Here is a 21,642-nt window from a genome sequence, read left to right on the forward strand (position 1 = left end):
GAACTAAAATCGACCCCTTCGCCTTAAGGTCTTGTTCTCAAATGTCCCAGCGCCAGCTTTTCGTCACCACCGCCCTGCCCTACGCCAATGGCAACTTTCATATCGGTCACATCATGGAGTACATCCAGGCCGACATCTGGGTGCGTTTCCAGCGCATGCAGGGCCACCAGGTCGATTTCGTGGGCGCAGACGACACACACGGCGCGCCCATCATGATTGCCGCCGAGAAGGCGGGCATCACCCCACAACAGTTTGTGGCCAACATCGCCGCAGGTCGCAAACCTTATTTGGATGGCTTTCACATCCAGTTTGACAACTGGCACAGCACCGACGCGCCCGAAAACCACGAACTGGCTCGCCAGATTTATCGTGACTTGCGCGACATCCCCGAATCTGAAGGTGGCTCGCTGATCGAACGCCGCACCATTGACCAGTTCTTCGACCCCGAGAAGAACATGTTCTTGCCCGACCGCTTCATCAAAGGCGAATGCCCCAAGTGCCACGCCCACGACCAATACGGCGACAACTGCGAGGTGTGCGGCGCGGTCTACGCCCCCACCGACCTGATCAACCCGTTCTCAGCCTTGTCGGGTGCCAAGCCTGAGCTGAAAAGCTCAGAGCATTTCTTTTTCAAGCTGTCCGACCCACGCTGCGTAGCATTCTTAGAAAAGTGGACACAAGACGGCAAGCTGCAACCCGAGGTGGCCAACAAGGTCAAAGAGTGGTTCAGCGTGCGCACCAACCCCGATGGCACAACCAGCGAAGGTTTGGGCGATTGGGACATTTCGCGTGACGCGCCTTACTTCGGCATTGAAATCCCGGATACGGCTATCAATGGGGCGCCAGCCAAATACTTTTATGTGTGGCTCGATGCGCCCGTGGGCTACTTGGCTTCGCTGAAAAACTTGCTCGACAAACGCGGCGAAGATTACAACGCCTACATGGCGAACGACAAGCTGGAGCAATACCACTTCATCGGCAAAGACATCGTCACCTTTCACACGCTGTTCTGGCCCGCCATGCTGCATTTCAGCGGCCGCAAAACGCCCAACAACGTGTTTGTGCACGGCTTCCTCACCGTCAACAACGGCGAGAAGATGAGCAAGAGCCGTGGCACGGGCCTGGACCCACTCAAGTACCTCAGCCTGGGTATGAACCCCGAATGGCTGCGCTACTACCTGGCCACCAAGCTGAACAACAAAAACGAAGACATCGACTTTAACGCCGAAGATTTCATGCTGCGCGTGAACAGCGATTTGATTGGCAAGTTCGTCAACATCGCATCGCGTGCGGCGGGCTTCTTGACCAAGCGTTTTGAAGGCAAGCTCACACAAAGTTTTGGCGAACAAGGCACCGCGTTGTTGAGTGATATTCACGCCGCCAAAGACAGCATCGCCCAAGCCTACGACGCCCGCGAATACGGCAAAGCCGCCCGCGAAATCATGTTGCTGGCCGACAAAGTCAATTCGTATGTGGACCAACACAAACCTTGGGACTTAGCCAAAGACGCCGCCAACAACGAGGCCTTGCACCAAGTGTGCTCGTTGCTCATCAACGCGTTTGCCGAGCTGAGCCGCTACTTGGCCCCTGTGTTGCCTTCATTGGCCCAAGCCGTTGAAAGCTTCACTGGCACCAGCATGCAAAACTGGAACGCCACAGGCAACGTGGCCAACATTCAACCCTACCAACACCTCATGCAACGCGTCACCCCAGAACAACTCGAAGCCTTGTTTGAACCCCCAGCCGTGGTGGAAGAAAAAGTCACCCCGGGTGGCGAAGAAATCGCACCCACCATTAGCATCGACGACTTTGCAAAAGTCGATTTGCGCATTGCCGAAATCGTCAACTGTGAAGCGGTGGAAGGGTCCACCAAATTACTGCGCCTCACGCTCGATGTGGGCGAGGGTAAAACGCGCAACGTGTTCTCAGGCGTGGCCAGCATGTACAAGCCTGAAGACCTCAAAGGCAAGCTCACGGTGATGGTGGCTAACTTGGCCCCGCGCAAGATGAAATTTGGTGTGTCTGAAGGCATGGTGCTGGCCGCCAGCCACGCAGACGACAAGGCCGATGCAGGCATTTACGTGCTGCACCCATGGCCCGGTGCTAAACCTGGCATGCGTATCCATTGATGCTTCACTTCTTCCGCCCCCATGTTGTTGATTCGCTGAAGGGCTACACCCGTCAGCGGTTTTACCAAGATGTGGGCGCGGGCATCACGGTGGGTGTAGTGGCTTTGCCACTGGCCATGGCGTTTGCCATTGCGTCGGGACTCAAGCCGGAGGCGGGTTTGTTCACCGCCATCATTGCGGGCTTTTTGATTTCCGCTTTGGGAGGCAGCCGCGTGCAGATTGGCGGGCCAGCCGGTGCGTTCATCGTCATCGTCTATGGCATTTTGGAACGCTACGGCTTGGCCAACCTCATCATCGCCACCGCCATGTCGGGCGTGATCTTGTTTGTCATGGGCTTGCTGCGCTTGGGCACGCTGATTCGCTTCATTCCCGTGGCGGTAGTCATTGGTTTTACCAACGGCATTGCGGTGCTCATCATGGTGTCGCAGCTGAAAGACTTTTTTGGCTTGCAAGTCAAAGCCATGCCAGCGGACTTCTTTGGCATCTTGCGCACACTGAGCGACAGCTTTGGCACGCTCAACGGCGAAGCTTTGGGTTTGGCTGTGGTGTGTTTGGCGGTGTTGGCATTTTGGCAACTGGCCTTGCCGCGCATGGCAAGCGGCATACCCAGCACCAAGAGTTTTTCTACCATCCCCGGCTCCATCGTGGTGTTGGTGGGTGCCACAGTCGCCACAAAAATGATGGGGCTTGAGGTCGACACCATCGCCTCACGCTTTGGCAGCATCCCCAGCAACCTGCCTGCCTTGGCATGGCCCGCCTTCAGCTGGGACACCGCCAAGTTTTTGCTCATCCCCGCCACCACGCTGGCCTTGCTGGGCTCGATTGAATCCTTGCTATGCGCACGCATTGCCGACCAAATGATGGCCGATGGCCCCTATGGCGACCGCCACGATGCCAACCAAGAGCTGATGGCCCAAGGCATTGCCAACATCATCACGCCCTTCTTTGGCGGCATGCCCGCCACGGGCACGATTGCCCGCACCGTGACCAACGTGAAAAACGGTGGCAACAGCCCCGTGGCCGGCATGGTTCACGCTTTGACATTGTTGGTGGTCATGCTGGTGGCCGCGCCCTTGGCAGGTGATGTGCCTCTGGCGGCGCTCTCAGCCATATTGATGTTCGTCGCTTGGAACATGGGCGAGTGGCACGAGTTTGTGCATTTGCGCCAGTTTCGCCTGCCTTACCGCGCTACGCTGCTGTCGGTGTTTTTGCTCACCGTCATTGTCGATTTGACGGTGGCGGTCGAAGTCGGCCTCATTGCGGCCTGCCTGACATTCATCTACCGCATCTCTAGCCTCAGCCGCGCTGAGCATATGCAAGCCAATGCGTTTCCTGAACTGGCAGGCAATGAAGCAGCAGTGCACGCCCACCGCTTGTATGGCGCTTTGTTCTTTGGTGCGGTCAAGCTGGTCGAAGCCATTGAAGAAAGCCTGCCCGCGCAAGCCGTGGTGTTGGATCTGAAAAACCTCATTTATGTGGACTCGTCAGGCGCTGACGCGCTGCTGGCCTTGGCACGCACTTGCAAGAAAAAGCATGTCCGCCTCATCGTCTGTGGCCTGGGCCACCAACCGCTGGACATGGCGCAACGCAGTGGCCTGTTGCACGCCTTACCTGACACAGACCTTGTGCCAGATTTGAGCCACGGTTTGGCCTTGGCCCTCGGTCGTTAAAATCTACGCAATCTCAAGATATCCAATTAGGAAGCCCACCATGTCGATTTTTCAACGTGACAACTACACCTCAGAAGCCACTCAGTTCATCGAGTCGCTCAAGGTCAAAAACCCACTGCTCGAAAAAGCCCAACGCGATGGCCGCGCTTTGCTGTGGGACAAGCAAGTGAACACAGAAATTCAGCAAGACGTGCAAGCTGGCCGCGTGGCGCAAAAGCCTTACCCTTACCAAACGAACGCTTAAAGCGTTCAGTTTGTTTTAAGCGCCCAACGTGCATCCTGCCGACTCCACCCTGCCTAACGACGAGGCACACATCGCCTCTGTCATGCCAGAGGTGATCGACAACGTGGCCGTGGCCCGCCTGTATGGCGAGCCGCTGTTTGCCATGCCGCAGGATTTGTATATCCCGCCAGACGCGCTGGAAGTTTTCTTAGAGGCTTTTCAAGGCCCGCTGGATTTGCTGCTGTACCTCATCCGCAAGCAAAACTTCAACATCCTCGACATCCCCATGGCTGCGCTCACGCGCCAGTATTTGAGCTACGTGGACGAGATTCGCAGCCGCAACCTTGAATTGGCCGCCGAATACCTGCTGATGGCTGCCATGCTGATTGAAATCAAATCACGCATGTTGCTGCCGCCTAAAAAGGTGGCCGAAGGCCAAGAGCCCGAAGACCCACGCGCTGAGCTGGTGCGCCGCTTGCTCGAATACGAGCAAATGAAGTTGGCTGCTGCCAAGCTCAACGAAGTGCCGCAGTTTGGCCGTGACTTTTTACGGGCACAGGTCTACATCGAACAATCGCTGCAGCCCCGCTTCCCCGATGTGCATGTGGTCGAGCTTCAACAAGCTTGGGCCGATATCTTGAAGCGTGCCAAGCTGGTGCAACACCACAAAATCAGCCGCGAAGAACTGTCGGTGCGCGAACACATGAGCATCGTGCTGCGCCGCCTACAAGGTCAACGCTTTGTGGAGTTTGAAAAACTCTTCGAAGCCGAACAAGGCGTGCCTGTGTTGGTGGTGACCTTCATCGCCCTGCTTGAGCTGGCCAAAGAAACGCTGATTGAAATCACGCAGGCCGAGGCTTTCGCACCGATTTATGTGCGTTTGGCCTATACCCCCACATAGAAGACCCGCGTAAACTTCACCTCCTCTTGGCAACACAGGACTGGCTTTGCGCCACACACGTTCTATGAGCAACACACACGCTTCGCCCTACGGCACTTTGCCCCCTGCCTCCCCCGTCGCCGCCCGCAAACCCATCAGCCTGCCAAGGTTGAACGAGCTGCGCGCTCGCGGCGAAAAAATCACCATGCTCACCGCTTACGACGCGACCTTTGCGGCTGTGGCCGATGCGGCGGGTGTGGAATGCATCTTGGTCGGCGACTCGCTGGGCATGGTCTGCCAAGGCCTAGGCAGCACCGTGGGCGTGACACTCGACACCATGCTCTACCACGTGGAAAGCGTGGCGCGTGGCATTCGCCGCGTGCAAGGCACGGCATGGATCATTGGCGACCTACCCTTTGGCAGCTACCAAGAATCCAAAGAGCAAGCCCTCCGCAGTGCAACGGTTCTGATGCAGGCGGGCGCTCACATGGTCAAGCTTGAAGGCGGTGGTTGGACGAGTGACATCGTGCATTTTTTGGTCGAGCGCGGCATTCCTGTCTGCGCCCATTTGGGCCTCACCCCACAAACCGTGCATGCCCTGGGCGGCTACCGCGTGCAAGGCCGTGGCGACTCGGCCACCCAACTGCGCCAAGAAGCCCTGGCCCTGCAAGCCGCAGGCGCCTCCATGCTGGTGCTGGAAATGGTGCCCGAGCCCCTGTCCACCGCCCTGACGCAAGAGTTGCCCACCTGCCACACCATTGGCATTGGCGCGGGCAACGGCACGGCGGGCCAAGTGCTGGTCATGCACGACATGCTGGGCGTCAACTTGGGCAAGAACCCAAAGTTCGTGCATAACTTCATGGAAGGCCAAGCCAGCGTGCAAGCCGCTATGAGCGCCTATGTGGCCGCCGTCAAAGGCGGCACTTTCCCCGACAACGCCAAACACGCGTGGGCCTAATTTGCAAATTGTTCACACCCTCGCGGACCTGCGCAGCGCTTTAAAGCCGGCCGCCCTGCGCGCCTTTGTGCCCACCATGGGCAACTTGCACCAAGGTCACTTAGAGCTGATGCTAATGGCCCGCCAAGAGGTCGATCAGCGCGCCTTAACCGGCGGCATGACCGTGGCCAGCATCTTCGTGAACCGCCTGCAATTTGGCCCCAACGAAGACTTTGACACCTACCCCCGCACCCTAGAAAACGACTGCGCTTTGCTAGAAGCCAACGGCTGCGACGTGGTGTTTGCGCCCAGCGAAAAAGATCTCTATCCCGAGCCCCAAGTGTTCAAGGTGCAACCACCCAACGAGCTGGCTGATATTTTGGAAGGCGCGTTCCGCCCCGGCTTCTTTGTGGGCGTGAGCACAGTGGTGCACAAGCTCTTCAACATCGTGCAGCCAGACTTGGCCGTATTTGGCAAGAAGGACTACCAACAGCTCATGGTCATCCGTCGCATGGTGGAGCAAATGTCGCTGCCCATCGAGATCATCGGAGGCGAAACCCGCCGCGCTGAAGACGGCTTGGCCCTGAGCTCACGCAACGGCTACCTCAGCGTCGAAGAACGCGCCGAAGCCGTGCAACTGTCGATGGCTTTGAAAGGCTTGGCTGCTGCGGCACGTTCTGGCAATACGGCTGGGAAGCTGGATGTGGCCGCTGCCGAGGCCGCTGCGATGGAAGCCCTGCGCCAACGCGGCTGGGCCCCTGACTACATCACCCTGCGCCGTCAACACGACTTGTCACCCGTGAGCGGCCCCTGCGCTGAGCCTCTGGTGGTATTAGGTGCAGCTAAGTTGGGTAAGACGCGGCTGATTGATAACCTCGAAGTTTGAGGTTTTTGTTTGGCTTGGGTTTTGGTGTTTGTGGTGGTTTTCTCCGGCTGAGGTCGTGTGCGTGAGGCACGGCGGCCGCCTCATGCTGGCGTACCAGAAATCGTTGGCCGCCGCACCTCACGCACACGATATCGTTAGATAGAAAAATCTCGGCTCAAAAAACGCAATATCAAAGCAATTGCATTCCGCCAAAAACAGTCAAACCACACGTCTGCAAGCCGCAGTCTTCTTGTCTAGGGATTGAGCGGGTGACGATTTCTGGTACCCCAGCATGAGGAACCCGCTCAATCCCTAGGCGAGAAGCGAGCACAGCAAAAAAGCGACGCTTATTCGCCCTTAGCCCCACGCCCCATCAGCAAGGCCACAGCTTGCGCAGGTGTGATGCTGCCATCAAGCAGCGCCACCACAGCCTGTGCAATCGGCATGTCCACACCCAAGTGCTGCGCACGTTGCACCACGGTGCGGGCGCAATACACACCTTCAGCCACATGACCGAGTGAATCCACCGCTTGTTGCAGCGTCAGGCCTTGCGCCAGGGCTAGGCCCACTCTGCGGTTGCGGCTCAGGTCCCCGGTGGAAGTCAGCACCAAATCGCCCAAGCCCGACAAGCCCATGAAGGTTTCGGTCTTGGCACCCAGCGCCAGACCGAGGCGGGTAATCTCGGCCAAGCCGCGTGTGATGAGTGCGGCGCGGGCATTTAGCCCTAGCTGCAAACCGTCGCACAGACCGGTGGCGATGGCCAGCACGTTTTTGACTGCGCCGCCCACTTCCACGCCAACGATGTCGTCGTTGGCATACACGCGCAGGCTGGTGTTGTGAAAAGCTTGCACCATGGCGTCTCGCGCCGCAGCGTCGCTGCTGGCGGCCACCAAGGCGGTAGGCATGCCGCGTGCGACTTCTTGCGCAAAGCTCGGGCCGCTAAGTGCACCACCACGCAGCTCGGGGGCCACTTGGGCTTTGACTTCGTGGGCCATTAAACCCACGTTGATTTGTGACGCGCCTGCCTGCAACCCGATAGCAGGCAACGCTGCATTCGTTTGAGCTTGGGCCGCTTCAAAGCCTTTGCATAGCCACGCCACTGGCACGCTGCTGCCCAAGATGGGCGCGAGTTGCGTGAGCATGCCGCGCAAGCTGCTCATGGGCGAACCGATGACCACCAAGTCTTGCTCGGCCAACCAAGAACCCAAAGGGGCTGAAGACACGTGCACGCCTGCGGTGAAAGGCAAGCCAGGCAAGTAGCGCGTGTTCACGCGCTCGGCTTGCATGGCTTGAGCCTGTGGCACATCACGTGCCCACAGCGTCACGGTGTGGTGTGTGCCAGCGTTGATCGCCAGCGCTGTGCCCCACGCGCCTGCACCTAAAACGGCAATCTTCATGGCCAAGCCCGTGCGCTTTATTGCTTGGTGGCTTCAGCCGCTTGTTGCTGCTGTTGTTCGTACATGGCTTGGAAGTTGATTTCAGCCAGGTGCACGGGTGGGAAGCCAGCGCGTTGGATCACGTCTGCCACGTTGCCGCGCAGGTAGGGGTAAATGATTTGTGGGCAAGCAATACCGATGATGGGGCCCATTTGATCTTCAGGCAAGTTGCGCACTTCGAAAATGCCAGCTTGTTTGGCTTCGACCAAGAACACCGCTTTGTCTTCAATCTTGGTGGTCACAGTGGCAGTCACCGTCACTTCCACAATGCCGTCAGCCACTTGTTCCATACCCACTGCCAACTGAATGTCAACCGACGGTTGCTGGGTGCTGGTCAGGATGGCGGGGGAGTTGGGTTGCTCCAAAGACAGGTCTTTCAAATAGACGCGTTGAATTTGAAACACGGGTGTTGCTTGTTCTTCTGACATGGGTTTTTCCTAAAACAAAAAATGCCCGCATCGGACACGCCGAAGCGGGCAACAAATCGGGATGGCTGAATTATGTCAGCTCAAGATTGCAACAAAGGCAGCAAACCACCTTTGGCATCCAAGGCCACCAAATCGTCACAACCGCCCACGTGCGTGTCGCCAATGAAGATTTGCGGCACCGTGCGGCGGCCCGTGATTTCCATCATGTGAGCACGCGCTGTGGGGTCGGTGTCGATGCGGATTTCTTCGATCTGCGCCACGCCCTTGGCGTTCAACAATTGTTTGGCGCGAATGCAATACGGGCAAACGGCGGTGGTGTACATCTTGACGGCGGGCATGGCGGGTTCTCCGAAATAATTCAAGCCAAAAAATTAAGCTTTAGCAACAGGCAGGTTAGCTTCTTTCCAAGCTTTCAGCCCGCCGTGCAGCGAATGCACCTTCTCGTAACCCAGTTTTTGCGCGATACCTTGGGCACGCTTAGAGCGCGCACCTGCGGCGCACACCATGATGACCGGTGTGCTTTTGTTTTTCACAGCCTTGTCCAAACGGGCTTCCAGCTCATCCAAAGGCACGTTCACTGCGCCTTTGATGTGGCCTTGGGCGTATTCGTCTGCACCGCACACGTCAATCACCACGCCTTTTTCGCGGTTCATGCATTGCACCGCCTCTGTGGGCGAAATACCGGTGGCTGCGGCGCCTTGCACCACGGGCAGCAGCAAAAAGAAGCCAGTGCTCAGCGCAATGGCAATCAACATCCAGTTGTCGAGAATAAATTTCACAGGGGAATCCAGTTCAAAAAAGCAAAAAGGGAGATTAAAAGTATCGCGTCAGGGCAGCATTCTAAAATCACGATCAATCTTTCACTGACTTTGTTTGAATCACCATGTACAAACTCGTATTAATCCGCCACGGCGAATCCACTTGGAACCTTGAAAACCGCTTCACCGGCTGGACCGATGTGGACCTCACCCCCACCGGCGTGGAGCAAGCCAAAAACGCAGGCAAGTTGCTCAAGGCCGAAGGCTACGAGTTTGACGTGGCCTACACCAGCGTGTTGAAACGCGCCATTCGCACCCTTTACCTCGCCTTGGACGAGATGGACTGCACTTGGTTGCCCGTCATGAAAAGCTGGCGTCTGAACGAACGCCACTACGGTGGCTTACAAGGCTTGAACAAAGCCGACATGGCCAAACAATACGGCGACGACCAAGTGCTGATTTGGCGCCGCAGCTACGACACCCCACCGCCTGAACTCGAAGCACACGACCCCCGCAGCGAACGCGGCGACGCCCGCTACGCCAAACTCGACCCCGCGCAAGTGCCACTGACCGAGTGCCTCAAAGACACTGTGGCTCGCGTGATTCCGTTCTGGAACGAATCCATGGCACCTGCCATCAAAGCAGGCAAACGCATTGTGGTGGCTGCACACGGCAATTCGATCCGCGCCTTGATCAAGTACTTGGACGGCATCAGCGACCAAGACATCGTGGGTTTGAATATTCCCAATGGCATCCCGCTGGTGTATGAGTTGGACGAAAACCTCAAACCCATTCGTCACTACTACTTGGGCGACGCAGAAGCTGCTGCAAAAGCCGCCGCATCAGTAGCCACACAAGGCAAGGCCTAATCGTCCCTTCACAGCGCGCCTTCAGGGCGCGTTGTATATTGAGCTCCTACCAAATTTGTCATTCCTCGAAGGCCACATGCGTCAAAAACTCAAGATTGCAGGCTGGGTCGCCATCGGCGCCCTGACCGGCGCACTGACCACCGTTTCGCTGCAAACTGCCGCACGCGCCAACATGGCGCCTTTGCCGCTGGAAGAGTTGCAACAACTTGCCGCTGTGTTCAGTATGGTCAAGAGCGATTACGTGGAGCCCGTGGACGAGAAAAAACTCATCAGCGACGCCATCACTGGCATGGTGGCCAGCCTTGACCCCCACTCGCAGTACTACGACAAAAAGTCATTCAAAGAATTCCGCGAAGGCACCACCGGCCGCTTTGTGGGTGTGGGCATTGAGATCACCCAAGAAGAGGGGCTGATCAAAATCGTGTCGCCCATCGAAGGCTCGCCCGCTTTTCGTGGCGGCATCAAGTCGGGCGACTTGATCACCAAGATTGATGACACCGCTGTCAAAGGCCTGTCGCTCAACGACGCCGTCAAACGCATGCGTGGCGAACCCGGCACCAAGGTGCTGCTCACGATCTACCGCAAAGACGAAAACCGCACTTTCCCCGTGAACATCGTTCGCGAGGAAATCAAAACCCAAAGCGTCAAGGGCAAAGTGATGGAGTCCGGCTTGGGCTGGATTCGCCTGAGCCAGTTCCAGGACCGCTCGGTGGACGACTTCACCAAGAAGCTCGAAGAAATTTACAAACAAGAACCCAAGCTCAAAGGCTTGGTGTTGGACCTGCGCAACGACCCAGGCGGCTTGCTGGATGCAGCCGTGGCTGTGTCTGCCGTGTTCTTGCCCGAAAACATTGCCGTGGTGTCTACCAACGGCCAATTGGCTGAAAGCAAGTTTGTTTACAAAGCCTCTCCCGAGTTTTACCGCCGCAACGGCAGCAACGACCCCGTGGCTCGTTTGCACCAAAACACCAAAGGCATTTACCGCACCGTGCCCTTGGTGGTGCTGGTGAACGAAGGCTCAGCCTCGGCCAGCGAAATCGTGGCCGGTGCTTTGCAAGACCACAAACGCGCGACCATCATGGGCAGCCAAACCTTTGGCAAAGGCTCGGTGCAAACCGTGCGCCAATTGGGCCCCGATACCGCTTTGAAAATCACCACCGCGCGTTACTACACGCCAAGCGGCCGCAGCATTCAAGCCAAAGGCATCGTGCCTGATGTGTTGCTGGACGACACCGCCGAGGGCAGCCCGTTTGCCATTTTGCGCATGCGTGAAGCCGACCTCGACAAGCACCTAGAAAGCGGCCAAGGCAAAGACGCCAAAGATGCAGCCAAGGAAAAAGAAAAAGAAAAAGCCCGCGAAGAAGCCATGAAGCGTTTGGAAGAAGAATCCAAAAAGCCCAACAGCGAACGCCGTTCGCCCGAATTTGGCAGCGACAAAGACTTCCAACTCGAGCAAGCCTTGAAACGCCTCAAAGGCCAACCCGTGTTGGCCAGCAAGACGCAAAGCGAGCGCCCTGCTGCCGAGAAGAAAGACAAGTAATTCACGGGTAGGCCTGCGGTGAACGACGACCAACTGCTGCGCTATTCGCGCCACATCCTGCTTGACGATGTGGGCATCGAAGGTCAGCAGCGCTTGGTCGACAGCCATGTGCTGGTGGTCGGTGCAGGTGGCTTGGGTTCTCCCGTCGCTTTGTACTTAGCCGCCAGCGGCGTAGGCCACATCACGATTGCCGACCACGATGTGGTGGACCTCACCAACCTGCAACGCCAAATTGCCCACACCACCGCGCGTGTAGGCCACCCCAAGGTCGAGTCAGCTGCGCAGGCCATGTCGGCCCTCAACCCCGAGGTGCGCGTGACCGCGCTGGCCCACAAGCTAGACGTGGCTCAGCTAGACACCCTCGTGCCCACTGTGACAGTGGTGGTGGACTGCTGCGACAACTTTGAAACCCGCCAAGCCGTCAACGCCGCGTGCGTCAAACACCAAGTGCCGCTCGTCTCTGGCGCGGCCATTCGCATGGATGGTCAGCTGGCGGTGTATGACGCGCGTGACGACAAATCGCCCTGCTACGCCTGCATCTTCCCGCCCGACCAAGCGCCCGAAGAAGTGCTGTGCGCCACCATGGGCGTGCTCGCGCCACTGGTAGGCGTGATTGGCACCATGCAAGCCTTGGAAACCGTCAAGCTCATCACAGGCATGGGCTCGCGCCTGACAGGCCGCCTGCAAATGCTGGATGGCCGTGCCATGGAATGGAACGAAGTGCGCTTGCAGCGCAACGCTAGCTGCCCGGTGTGTGGCACGACCCAAAGCGTTTCCTGAACCACCTCGGCTGCAACGCACGCCCATCTGAAAACAAACCCAAGTGCTGCGTTTGCGCTTGCATCTGCAGCGCCTCATACGGACCTGCATTGTGTTTGTAGCTGTACGACCACGCATAACCCTGCCCCACCATCCACGCGCCGACATCGTTGCCTTGGCGGCTGAGCTGCGCCAGCAAACGGCCGTAGGTGTCGCGTGTGCGGGCCGTCACCTCCACCACTTGGCCTTGCAGCGCAGCGTGCAATGCGGCGCGTGACTGTGGGCCCCACGGTTGACAAATTTCGGGGGCGTCGATGCCCAGCAGCCGCACCTTATAAGCCTCACCACCTTGCAGCGGTTGCACCCACACAGTGTCGCCATCACTCACGTGTGTGACCACGCCGGGCCAGGCCAGCGCAGTACTAAGGGTGCTCCAAACCACGACAAAAAAAGCACAGCTGCGCCACAGCCTCCAGCGTTGTAGCGCGTTGCGTTGTTGGAAAAGAAAGGCCACAGTGATTCGAGCTATTGAAGTTATCCAACATTAAACCCCCGACGATCCGACTGCACAGTGAGTCCGACCTACAAGTGGGCTCAGCCTATGCATCGCGCTGATATGTCGACTTAAGATGTGGCATGGCGTTTTTAAAACAGTTTTTTCGTTCGACAACTTGGCCCGTCTTAACCCGTGAGTTTGCCCGCACTGAGTTGCTGGCTGGCTTGACTGTGGCATTGGTCATGGTTCCGCAGGCAGTGGCTTACGCGAGCTTGGCTGGTATGCCTTTGGTGACGGGCCTCTACACCTGCTTGATCCCCGCTTTGTTGGCTTTGCTGTTTGGCAGCGCCAACCGCTTGTCGGTCGGACCTGCCGCTTTGACGTCTGTGCTGATTGCAGCTTCGCTCAATGGTTTAGCAGAGGCCGGAACGCCCGAATGGGTTGCGCTGGCAGTGTGGCTGTCGCTCATGTCGGGCGCCATTCAACTGGCCTTGGGCTTAGGTGGCTACGGCTGGTTGCTCAACCTCATCAGCGCCCCTGTGCTGATGGGCTTCACGCAAGCTGCCGCGCTGCTCATCATGGCCTCGCAAGTACCCGCACTGCTGGGCGTCAAAACTTGGCAATGGGACGTCGCACTTTGGGGTAATTGGCTGCAAGGCTGGCCTGCTTTGTTTGGCTTGGCCAGCTTGGCACTCTTGCTGTTGCTGCGCCGGTTTGCGCCGCGCTGGCCGGGCATCATGCTGGTTGTAGGCTTAGCCTCGTGGTTGGGTTATGTGAGCGACTACAGCCAACACGGCAGTGTGGTCGGCCTGCTGCCAAGCGACTTGCCTGCTTTGTACTGGCCCGAATGGCCAGGCTTGCACGCCCTCAACCAACTTTGGGTGCCCGCCATGGTGATTGCCTTGGTGAGCTTTTTAGAAACCGCGTCCAGCGCACGCATTGAGTGCCAACGCGATGGCAAACGCTGGAACGACAACCTCGAACTGATTGGCCAAGGCTTGGCCAAAATGGCCTCGGGTTTGTGCGGCAGCTTTGCCACCAGCACCTCGTTTTCACGCTCTGCGCTCATGCTGTATGCAGGCGCACGGTCTGGCTGGGCTACCTTATTCAGCATTGGGTGCGTGTTGGTCAGCCTGTTGTTTTTGATGCCCGCGCTGCAATTTGTGCCCCGCGCGGTGCTGTCAGCCGCAGTCATCGTGGCTGTGCTCAACCTGTTTCAACCCAAGCACTTTCGAGCGCTGTGGCAAGTTTCACGCGCTGAGGCCATCACGGCTGGGCTGACCTTTGTCATCACCCTCATCAATGCCCCCGCCATTTACTGGGGCGTGCTCGCAGGTGTGCTGATGACCTTGGCTCACTTTTTGTACCAACGCCTGCACCCCCGCATCATCGAAATTGGCCTGCACGCCGACGGCAGCCTGCGCGATCGCCACCTTTGGAAACTACCGCCCTTGGCCCCCAACCTTTACGCCCTGCGCATGGATGCCGAGCTAGACTTTGCCGCAGCCAGCAGCTTAGAGCGCGCCGTGGTCGAGTACGTCAGCCTGCACCCACAGACCCAACATGTGTGCCTGTTTGCCATCCCCATCAACCGCATCGATGCCACCGGCGTGGAGATGGTCAGCAAACTCGAAGCCATGCTGCGCGAGCGCGGCATCAGCCTGCACATCAGCGGCATGAAACTACCGGTAGAAACCGTGCTGCGCCGCGCAGGCTGCCTACAAGTCCGTTCAGGGCTGTACATGTATCGCACGGATGCGGAGGCAATTGCGCAATTGAGGCAGTTGGAGACGCTGCCTGCGGATATGGGGTGGTGTATTTAACTGTGAGCTGCAGAGCGAAGCACTTCGCCGGCCCACTGGTTCAAACTCTTCCCCGCTGCCTGCGCAGCCACCAAAGCCGCGCCATGTGTTTCAGGGGGAACCCGCAGCATAAGCTTGCCTGATGCAGGCTTCTCGGGCGTGATCCCTTGCGCTTTGCAGTCGTTCAAAAAATCATCAATGGTCACTTCAAATTCGTGACGAAGTTCAGACACGGTTTCGCCATGAAAACTGATGATGCTGCGCAGCCCCAGAACGCGACCAACAAAGATGTTGTCGCGCTCATCAAACTCAATGCGAGCAATGTAGTTTTTGTAGGTCATGGTGCTCATGGCTTCACTCCGATTCGTTCTAACAACTCGCGCACTTCTTCCACCTGATACCGCTTGGCTTCTTTGCCTGGGTGCGGGCGGTGACAGCGCCATTGCTCGCTCTTGAGGATGATCTTGACGCGTGAGCCCTCTCGCTCATGCACCTCACCACCTTGGGCCACCAGCAGCGACTCAATGTCTGCAAACACCAACGAGGCCGAGGTGGGTTTGGCAAACACAGCGCGCAGCGTTTTGCGGTGTTTGGTGTTGACGCGGACAATGCTATCAAAAAGTGCAATCATAGACAACACTCTCTTAAGAATTACTGTGTTTAAATACAGCATTTATGCTCCGCTCCCTCTTCGTCGACTTCAACAGCTACTTCGCTTCGGTGGAACAGCAGCTCAACCCCGCGCTGCGCGGGCGGCCTGTGGGCGTGGTGCCAGTGCTGGCCGAAACGTCGTGCTGCATTGCTGCCAGTTACGAGGCCAAGGCGCTGGGCATTGGCACGGGAACGGGAGTGGCCGAGGCGCGGCGGCTGTGCCCCGACATTGCCATCGTGCTGGCAGACCACGCCAAGTATGTCGAGATGCACCACCGCGCCGTGGCGGTGGTGGACACGCTGGCCCCCGTGCGCCAAGTGCTGTCGATTGACGAGATGGAGTGCGAGCTAACCGGCCGCTGGCAACAGCGCGAGCTTGCGGTGGGGCTGGCCGAACGCGTCAAGGCCGAGGTGGTGGCGCAGCTGGGCGAGTGCATGCGCACGTCGGTGGGCATTGCGCCCAACACGCTGCTGGCCAAACTCGCGTCGAACATGCAAAAGCCCGATGGGCTGACGGTGATTGAGGCACACGAGCTGCCACAGCGTTTGTATGGGCTCAAGCCTAAGGCGATCAACGGCATTGGCCCACGCATGGTGCAGCGGCTAGAGCGCTGCGGCATTCACACGATGGAGCAGCTCTATGCCGCGCCACGCGAGCTGCTGCGCACGGCATGGGGCGGCGTGGCGGGCGCCGAGATGTACGACAAGCTGCGCGGCCAGTGGTATAGCCCGCGTGAGACGGTGGCCAAGTCGCTGGGCCACTCGCATGTGTTGCCGCCCGACCTGCGCAACCCCGCGGGCGCGTTTGCGGTGCTCAACCGCCTGACGCAAAAAGCCGCCATGCGCCTGCGCAAGCAAAACGTCTACGCCACCAGCATGAGTGTGCATGTGCGCTGCCGCCACGGCTATGGCGGCAACCGTGGGCTGATGGGTGATGACCGCGCCGCGCATGTGGGCGAAACCCAAGACACCGCTTTTTTGCTGCACACGCTAGAACAGCTGTGGCACAGCGGCCTGCACCTGCTGCGCCAGCCTGTCAGCGTGGGTGTGCAGCTGCATGGCCTGATTGAAGCGGGTCAGCACACGGGCGATTTGTTTGGGTTTGATGAAGCTGCGGCGGATGGGGCAATAGATGGGTTGGCGGCAGGCATTGCGCCAAGCATTTCAGGCTCGTTGTCTGCCCGCATCGCCCCTGTAAAAGACCGCCGCAAACTGCTGGCAGCGATAGACACACTTAACAATAAGCACGGCAAAAACACCGTGTACTTTGCCAGCGCACACGCAGGGCTAGACCACGCGCCGATGCGGATTGCGTTCAATCGAATTCCTGATTTGGAGTCGGAGCGTTAGGCGTTTCAAGCCGTCACGATCCAGCCTTCCAACGGGTCACACGCAGGCAGTCCGTATTGCGCATGCCCTGCCTCGTGCTGGGCTTGCGCCCATGCAGCTTGCACCATGCAAAGCACAGCGTCCAAACAGTCGCCGCTGGCATCGTCCACCAGCGTGTCGTGTTGGGCATGGCTGAGTTTGAGGCGCAGACCCAAACGAGTTTGCCCCACCTCCAAAGCTTGCAGCTGCTGTTTGCGGGCAATCAAACGCTCGGGCGTTTGTTTGGCTTTGTCGTCGCTTTTGTAACTGGTGTTGCCAATCAGCTCACGCGCCAGCAAGCCGGGGTAGGCCTCGAGCGCAATGCGCCTCGGTGTGGATAACGCAGGCGTTGACGACTCGTCGATCAACGCGCCAGGGGTGTACAACGCTGGCAGCGTCACGCCCGCCTCAATCAACAACGGCACACCTGCGTGCAGCATGTAGGCCACAGGCGGGTTGACCCACTTCATCGACGGGCTCGAGCCCGCAGGTGTGTCGGTGGCGCGGTGGGCAAACTTGCCGCCGACAGGGCGCGCATCGCAAAAAGCTTTGAAGGTGGCGCGGATGTCAGCGCGGCTGAGTGCGGTGTAGTGCTGCATGCAGGACAGCCAGTCGTTGGGCCAGCCCAGCGTTTCGACCAATTCACGTGGTAGACCAAAAGGCAAATCGAAACCACCCACCCACGTTTGCGGAAGTTTCAGCCAATCGGCAAATGAAGCAAGGGTGTCAAACCTCAACAGGCTTTGCAACTGCACGCGGCCAGACTTGGCGTGGCCGACCGCCACGACGATGGGCTTGCGTTTGGAGGGGCTGCTGCTGAAGTCGCAGCCAATGAGAATAGGTGAAGCAGTCATGCAATTCCCAACATGGTCACACCACCTGCAATGAGCAGAGCCCCCAGCACACGAAGCCCACGATCACCCTCACCTAACAAATGACCACCAATGAGCGCAGCAAACAACATAGAAACTTCACGCGCAGGCGCGACCAAAGACAAAGGTGCAGTCTGCATGGCATACAACACCAACACATACGAAATAGGCGTCACCGTACCCACGATGAGTGCGTATTTCCATTGTTGATGCCACAACACCCAAGCGGCAGGTCGATCGCGCAACACCACAGGCATCAAAAGCACCCCACGCACCACGTTCTCAACATAGTGCATCAATATCGGGGACAGCAGCAGCACCTTCACTGCATAGCCGTCGACCACGGTGTAACTGGCAATCAATACACCCGTCAAAAGTCCATAACGCAAGCCTACGCTACGAAGACGTTGAATAGTCAGATTGGGGCCACCTGCAATTAAAAACACACCGCCAATCACGCAAGCAATGCCGAGCGCCCCCATGAAGGAGATAGTTTCGCCGAACCACACAACGGCAGCGAACGATGAAAGCAAAGGGCCAGTTCCACGTGCCAAGGGATACACCACAGTCAAGTCTGCAAAACGATAGCCACGCAGCAGAACAACGAAATACAAGATACGCAACAGCGCGCTGCCAACGACAAAACACCACACCCCAACACTCCACTGTGGCACGACATCCCAGCCTAACCATATCCCTACAGGCGCCCAAACGACGGCACCTGTGACTGCGGCGAAACAAGCGAAACGTGCGTCAGCGCCAGCTTTTTTGGCCAGAATATTCCACAAGGCATGCAGCAGCCCTGCGAGCAAAACAATAGAAAGAGCGTTGGCGCTCAAGCGCTAACTAACTGGCGCGTCAGGCGCGGCCGACGATGGACGCAGTGGCCATCAGTTCTTCTAGCAACGCGAACGACACTTGGCCCGACACACCGTAAGGGTCGAGCTCGGGCGTTTCGGAGTACTTCAACACGATGGACGGGTTCAGTTTGTCCAAGCGCACATGGCCCATGGTCCAACCGCCAAAGCGGCGTTCGGAAATTTCTTCGTAGGCCAAGATCACCACGTCTTTGTGCCGCGGGTCTTTGACGATGTGGGTGTACAACGCGTTGACCTGGTTGCGACCGCCTTCGATGGCTTGCAAATAAATGCCGCCACCAAAGCACAGCACGCCGGTAATGCCGTTGCTGATGTTGTGCTCGCGTGAGCTGGCCAAGATGGATTCAGTTTCTTCGGGCGTTTCGGGTTTGACGGAACGGCTCACATACAACAGACGAACGAGCATGGCATCAACCTTTAGGAATGAGAGACAAAAATTCGCGGCGCAAGTTGGGGTCTTTCAAGAAAGCACCGCGCATGACCGAGTTGATCATCTTGCTGTCCATGTCTTTCACGCCGCGCCAAGACATGCAGAAGTGGCTGGCTTCCATGACGATGGCTAAGCCGTCAGGCTGTGTTTTGGATTGGATCAGATCGGCCAGTTGGACCACAGCCTCTTCTTGAATTTGGGGGCGACCCATGACCCACTCGGCCAAGCGGGCGTACTTGGACAGGCCAATCACGTTGGTGCGTTCGTTGGGCAACACACCAATCCAAATCTTGCCGATCACGGGGCAAAAGTGGTGGCTACACGCGCTGCGCACAGTGATGGGGCCGACGATCATCAGCTCATTCAAATGTTCGGCGTTGGGAAATTCGGTGATGGCGGGTGCCTGCACATAGCGGCCTTTGAAGACCTCTTGCAAATACATCTTGGCCACGCGACGGGCGGTGTCGCCAGTGTTGTGGTCGTGATCGGTGTCAATCACCAAGCTGTCAAGCACGCCCTGCATCTTGACTTCGACTTCGTCGAGCAAGGCCTCTAGTTCGCCGGGTTGGATGAAGTCGGCAATGTTGTCGTTGGAGTGAAAACGCTTGCGTGCGGCGGCAATACGCTCGCGGATCTTCACAGAAACCGGCGTGCCTTCGAAGTTGTCTTTTGCAGTCATGGGGATGATGGTATCAGCGAAGCAAAAACCTTATTAACGCCCCGTTCAGTAACGTTTGCCGGTCAAAAACACGCCAAAGCGGAGCACTGCCGAGGCAAAGGCATCCACCGTGCGCTCGCGCCAGCCACGGCTGAGGTAAGTGTGCGGGTCAACGCGGTCAGCGCTGCGCTCCATCGCATCGACCAAACTGGCCTGCAATGCCAGCGCCATCGGCGGGTCGTGCGCCACCACATTGGCCTCACGCGCCAGCATCAGGCTGAAGGGGTCAAGGTTGGATGAGCCCACCGTCAGCCACTTGCCATCCACCACCGCCACTTTGGCGTGCAAAAAGCTGGCGTGGTATTCGTAAATTTCAACGCCCGCCGTCATCAGCTGGCCATACATCTGGCGTGCAGCGCGGTAGGGCAAGAAGTATTCGTACTTGCCTTGCAGCAGCAAACGCACACGCACACCACGCCGTGCCGCCATGATCAGCGCACGGCGCAAGCGCAAGCTCGGAAAGAAATACGCATTGGCCACAATGATGTCGTGACGCGCCGCACCAATGGCTTTGCGGTAGGTGCGCTCAATGTGCGCACGGTGGCGCACGTTGTCGCGCAGCACCAGTTGGATTTCGCCCCGTGCAGGCAAATGCAAACTCTGCTTGGCGCCGCGCAGCGCGTCTAGCGCACTGCCCAAATCTTGGCTGCGCAATTCGCGCACCGCCTCGATGCGCGACCACAGCTGCGCCATGGTCGTGCGCACCGCGCCCACCAGCGGGCCTTGCAGGCTGACGGCATAGTCCAGCCTTGGCGCCTTCAACAAGCCTTGTACATGCGGGTCTAAATAATCGTCCAAGATATTGATGCCGCCGCAAAACGCCACCGTGTTGTCCACCACGCACAACTTGCGGTGCAAACGCCGCCAGCGGCTAGGCAACCAAAAGCCAAGGCCTACGGCAGGCGCAAATACACGCATTTGCACGCCTGCCTGCTCAAACTGCGATGCCCACTCAGCAGACAACTCGCCGGTACCAACGCCATCCACCACCACATGCACCTGCACGCCACGCGTTGCGGCACGCATCAAAGCGTGCGCCACATCAGCACCCGCACCTGCAAAGTCAAAGATATAGGTTTCTAGCAACACCTCATGTTGCGCAGCATCCATGGCTGCGACCATGGCCGCAAACAAATCTACACCGCCTGTCAGTAAGCGCATGTTGTGCGAATGTGCATGCGGTCGTTTCAAGGCGCGTCCCACGCAAACTCCACCAACAGTGGCAAGTGGTCAGACATGCGGCCCCAAATAGGCCCACGCGGCACCTGCGTGGCCACACGATGTACGCCACGCGCGTAGACATGGTCCAGCTGCACCAGTGGCAAGCGCGATGGGTAAGTGGGGTATTGCTTACCCATGTTGGTGTGCAGGCCCACGGTGGCCATCATGCGCAACACAGCGCTGCCCCAATCGTTGAAGTCACCCGCCACCAGCAGCGGTGTATGGGCAGGCACTTCGCGCTCAATAAAGTCGTGCAGCTGCTGTGTTTGACGCAAGCGGCTGCCAGGCAACAACCCCAAGTGAATGACGATCACATGCAGTTCGCGCTCTTGCACTTGCAGCGTCACATGCAACAAACCGCGTTGTTCAAGGCGGTGGTCCGACATATCTTCGTGGCGCTCCTCCAGCACCGGCCAACGGCTGAGCAACGCATTGCCATGCTCGCCGTGTTTGGTGATGGCGTTGGTGCGGTACACCGGCGTGTAACCCTCGGGTGCCAAAAAGTTGGCTTGGCCTTGATCGGGCCAGTGCTTAAAGCGGCGGGCTTGCTGGCGATTAAACGCACGCACTTCTTGCAGGCACACCACATCGGCATCAAACTGCTCCACCGCATGACCGAGGTTATGAATTTCCAAACGACGCGCGGGCCCTAAGCCTTGGACGCCTTTGTGAATGTTGTAAGTAGCGACTTTGAATGTTTTCATGTTCTGCG

The 21,642-nt window shown here is 58.1% G+C and carries 24 protein-coding genes; 11 read left to right on the plus strand and 13 right to left on the minus strand.

The features are described 5' to 3' along the window. Positions 1 to 41: 41 nt before the first annotated feature. From metG to panC, 6 genes are all read left to right on the plus strand, one after another. The gene (gene metG / locus RMR24_RS02460; RefSeq protein WP_310613507.1) at positions 42 to 2,129 is read left to right on the plus strand and encodes a methionine--tRNA ligase; all 2,088 of its coding nucleotides are present in this window, start codon (positions 42 to 44) and stop codon (positions 2,127 to 2,129) included. Further along, entirely contained in the window at positions 2,129 to 3,799 is a 1,671-nt protein-coding gene (locus tag RMR24_RS02465) for a SulP family inorganic anion transporter (RefSeq protein WP_310613508.1), read from the plus strand. The genes metG and RMR24_RS02465 overlap by 1 nt, the downstream gene beginning before the upstream one ends. 40 nt (positions 3,800 to 3,839) lie before the next feature. Next, positions 3,840 to 4,043: a DUF3460 family protein gene (locus RMR24_RS02470; protein ID WP_310613509.1), complete on the plus strand. Its 204-nt coding sequence runs from the start codon at positions 3,840 to 3,842 to the stop codon at positions 4,041 to 4,043. An 82-nt stretch (positions 4,044 to 4,125) separates the two neighbouring features. Further along, positions 4,126 to 4,923 carry a ScpA family protein gene (locus tag RMR24_RS02475; RefSeq protein WP_310613561.1) on the plus strand — a complete coding sequence of 266 codons (798 nt, stop codon included), beginning with the start codon at positions 4,126 to 4,128 and terminating at the stop codon, positions 4,921 to 4,923. A 64-nt stretch (positions 4,924 to 4,987) separates the two neighbouring features. Then, positions 4,988 to 5,860 (plus strand): 3-methyl-2-oxobutanoate hydroxymethyltransferase, encoded by an 873-nt coding sequence (panB, locus tag RMR24_RS02480; RefSeq protein ID WP_310613510.1) that lies wholly within the window; start codon positions 4,988 to 4,990, stop codon positions 5,858 to 5,860. 1 nt (position 5,861) lies between these two features. Further along, complete coding sequence (panC, locus tag RMR24_RS02485; RefSeq protein WP_310613511.1) at positions 5,862 to 6,725, plus strand: pantoate--beta-alanine ligase; 864 nt, start codon at positions 5,862 to 5,864, stop codon at positions 6,723 to 6,725. 326 nt (positions 6,726 to 7,051) lie between these two features. On the opposite strand, the gene RMR24_RS02490 is transcribed toward panC, so the two are convergent. From RMR24_RS02490 to RMR24_RS02505, 4 genes are all read right to left on the minus strand, one after another. Next, entirely contained in the window at positions 7,052 to 8,101 is a 1,050-nt protein-coding gene (locus RMR24_RS02490; RefSeq protein ID WP_310613512.1) for an NAD(P)H-dependent glycerol-3-phosphate dehydrogenase, read from the minus strand. A gap of 17 nt (positions 8,102 to 8,118) precedes the next feature. Next, positions 8,119 to 8,568 (minus strand): protein-export chaperone SecB, encoded by a 450-nt coding sequence (gene secB / locus RMR24_RS02495; protein ID WP_310613513.1) that lies wholly within the window; start codon positions 8,566 to 8,568, stop codon positions 8,119 to 8,121. An 80-nt stretch (positions 8,569 to 8,648) separates the two neighbouring features. After that, a complete protein-coding gene (gene grxC, locus RMR24_RS02500) occupies positions 8,649 to 8,906 on the minus strand; it encodes a glutaredoxin 3 (protein ID WP_310613514.1) in 258 nt (85 codons plus the stop codon). Positions 8,907 to 8,939: 33 nt separating this feature from the next. Next, positions 8,940 to 9,347, minus strand: coding sequence for a rhodanese-like domain-containing protein (locus RMR24_RS02505; RefSeq protein WP_310613515.1), 408 nt, complete (start codon positions 9,345 to 9,347; stop codon positions 8,940 to 8,942). A 104-nt stretch (positions 9,348 to 9,451) separates the two neighbouring features. On the opposite strand from RMR24_RS02505, the gene gpmA reads away from it, so the two are divergent. The 3 genes from gpmA to RMR24_RS02520 all read left to right on the plus strand — a co-directional run bounded on the left by gpmA (position 9,452) and on the right by RMR24_RS02520 (position 12,515). Next, entirely contained in the window at positions 9,452 to 10,195 is a 744-nt protein-coding gene (gene gpmA / locus RMR24_RS02510) for a 2,3-diphosphoglycerate-dependent phosphoglycerate mutase (RefSeq protein WP_310613516.1), read from the plus strand. A 76-nt stretch (positions 10,196 to 10,271) separates the two neighbouring features. Further along, positions 10,272 to 11,735, plus strand: coding sequence for a S41 family peptidase (locus tag RMR24_RS02515; protein WP_310613517.1), 1,464 nt, complete (start codon positions 10,272 to 10,274; stop codon positions 11,733 to 11,735). Positions 11,736 to 11,753: 18 nt separating this feature from the next. Then, entirely contained in the window at positions 11,754 to 12,515 is a 762-nt protein-coding gene (locus RMR24_RS02520; protein ID WP_310613518.1) for a molybdopterin-synthase adenylyltransferase MoeB, read from the plus strand. Here RMR24_RS02520 and RMR24_RS02525 read toward each other — a convergent pair. Beyond that, entirely contained in the window at positions 12,475 to 12,936 is a 462-nt protein-coding gene (locus tag RMR24_RS02525) for a thermonuclease family protein (protein ID WP_310613519.1), read from the minus strand. The two genes, RMR24_RS02520 and RMR24_RS02525, sit on opposite strands and share 41 nt — an antisense overlap. Before the next feature lie 194 nt (positions 12,937 to 13,130). Between RMR24_RS02525 and RMR24_RS02530 the strand changes: the two genes are divergently transcribed. Beyond that, the gene (locus tag RMR24_RS02530; protein ID WP_310613520.1) at positions 13,131 to 14,813 is read left to right on the plus strand and encodes a SulP family inorganic anion transporter; all 1,683 of its coding nucleotides are present in this window, start codon (positions 13,131 to 13,133) and stop codon (positions 14,811 to 14,813) included. Here the strand turns inward: RMR24_RS02530 and RMR24_RS02535 are convergent. Together RMR24_RS02535 and RMR24_RS02540 are read right to left on the minus strand one after the other, a co-directional pair. Further along, positions 14,810 to 15,142, minus strand: a complete 333-nt coding sequence (locus tag RMR24_RS02535; RefSeq protein ID WP_310613521.1) for a type II toxin-antitoxin system HicB family antitoxin — start codon at positions 15,140 to 15,142, stop codon at positions 14,810 to 14,812. The genes RMR24_RS02530 and RMR24_RS02535 overlap by 4 nt on opposite strands. Then, positions 15,139 to 15,423, minus strand: coding sequence for a type II toxin-antitoxin system HicA family toxin (locus RMR24_RS02540; protein WP_310613522.1), 285 nt, complete (start codon positions 15,421 to 15,423; stop codon positions 15,139 to 15,141). Before RMR24_RS02540 ends, RMR24_RS02535 begins: the two co-directional genes overlap by 4 nt. A gap of 44 nt (positions 15,424 to 15,467) precedes the next feature. Here RMR24_RS02540 and RMR24_RS02545 point away from each other — a divergent pair, with 44 nt between their 5' ends. Beyond that, positions 15,468 to 16,793: a DNA-directed DNA polymerase gene (locus RMR24_RS02545; RefSeq protein ID WP_310613523.1), complete on the plus strand. Its 1,326-nt coding sequence runs from the start codon at positions 15,468 to 15,470 to the stop codon at positions 16,791 to 16,793. A 5-nt stretch (positions 16,794 to 16,798) separates the two neighbouring features. Here the strand turns inward: RMR24_RS02545 and RMR24_RS02550 are convergent, their stop codons facing one another. From RMR24_RS02550 to RMR24_RS02575, 6 genes are read right to left on the minus strand one after another with little or no spacing between them, the layout of a single operon-like run. After that, on the minus strand, positions 16,799 to 17,665 hold the full coding sequence (locus tag RMR24_RS02550) for a DUF429 domain-containing protein (protein ID WP_310613524.1): 867 nt from the start codon (positions 17,663 to 17,665) through the stop codon (positions 16,799 to 16,801). Then, entirely contained in the window at positions 17,662 to 18,522 is an 861-nt protein-coding gene (locus RMR24_RS02555) for a DMT family transporter (RefSeq protein WP_310613525.1), read from the minus strand. The genes RMR24_RS02550 and RMR24_RS02555 overlap by 4 nt, the downstream gene beginning before the upstream one ends. Before the next feature lie 19 nt (positions 18,523 to 18,541). After that, positions 18,542 to 18,967, minus strand: coding sequence for a BLUF domain-containing protein (locus tag RMR24_RS02560; protein ID WP_310613526.1), 426 nt, complete (start codon positions 18,965 to 18,967; stop codon positions 18,542 to 18,544). Between the two features lie 4 nt (positions 18,968 to 18,971). Continuing rightward, positions 18,972 to 19,670 (minus strand): GTP cyclohydrolase I, encoded by a 699-nt coding sequence (gene folE, locus RMR24_RS02565; RefSeq protein ID WP_310613527.1) that lies wholly within the window; start codon positions 19,668 to 19,670, stop codon positions 18,972 to 18,974. 45 nt (positions 19,671 to 19,715) lie between these two features. Then, positions 19,716 to 20,912, minus strand: a complete 1,197-nt coding sequence (clsB, locus tag RMR24_RS02570) for a cardiolipin synthase ClsB (protein ID WP_310613528.1) — start codon at positions 20,910 to 20,912, stop codon at positions 19,716 to 19,718. Next, positions 20,897 to 21,634 (minus strand): endonuclease/exonuclease/phosphatase family protein, encoded by a 738-nt coding sequence (locus RMR24_RS02575; RefSeq protein WP_310613529.1) that lies wholly within the window; start codon positions 21,632 to 21,634, stop codon positions 20,897 to 20,899. Before RMR24_RS02575 ends, clsB begins: the two co-directional genes overlap by 16 nt. Positions 21,635 to 21,642: the final 8 nt, after the last annotated feature.

The organism is Limnohabitans sp., from assembly GCF_031539105.1.
Classification (GTDB): domain Bacteria; phylum Pseudomonadota; class Gammaproteobacteria; order Burkholderiales; family Burkholderiaceae_C; genus Limnohabitans.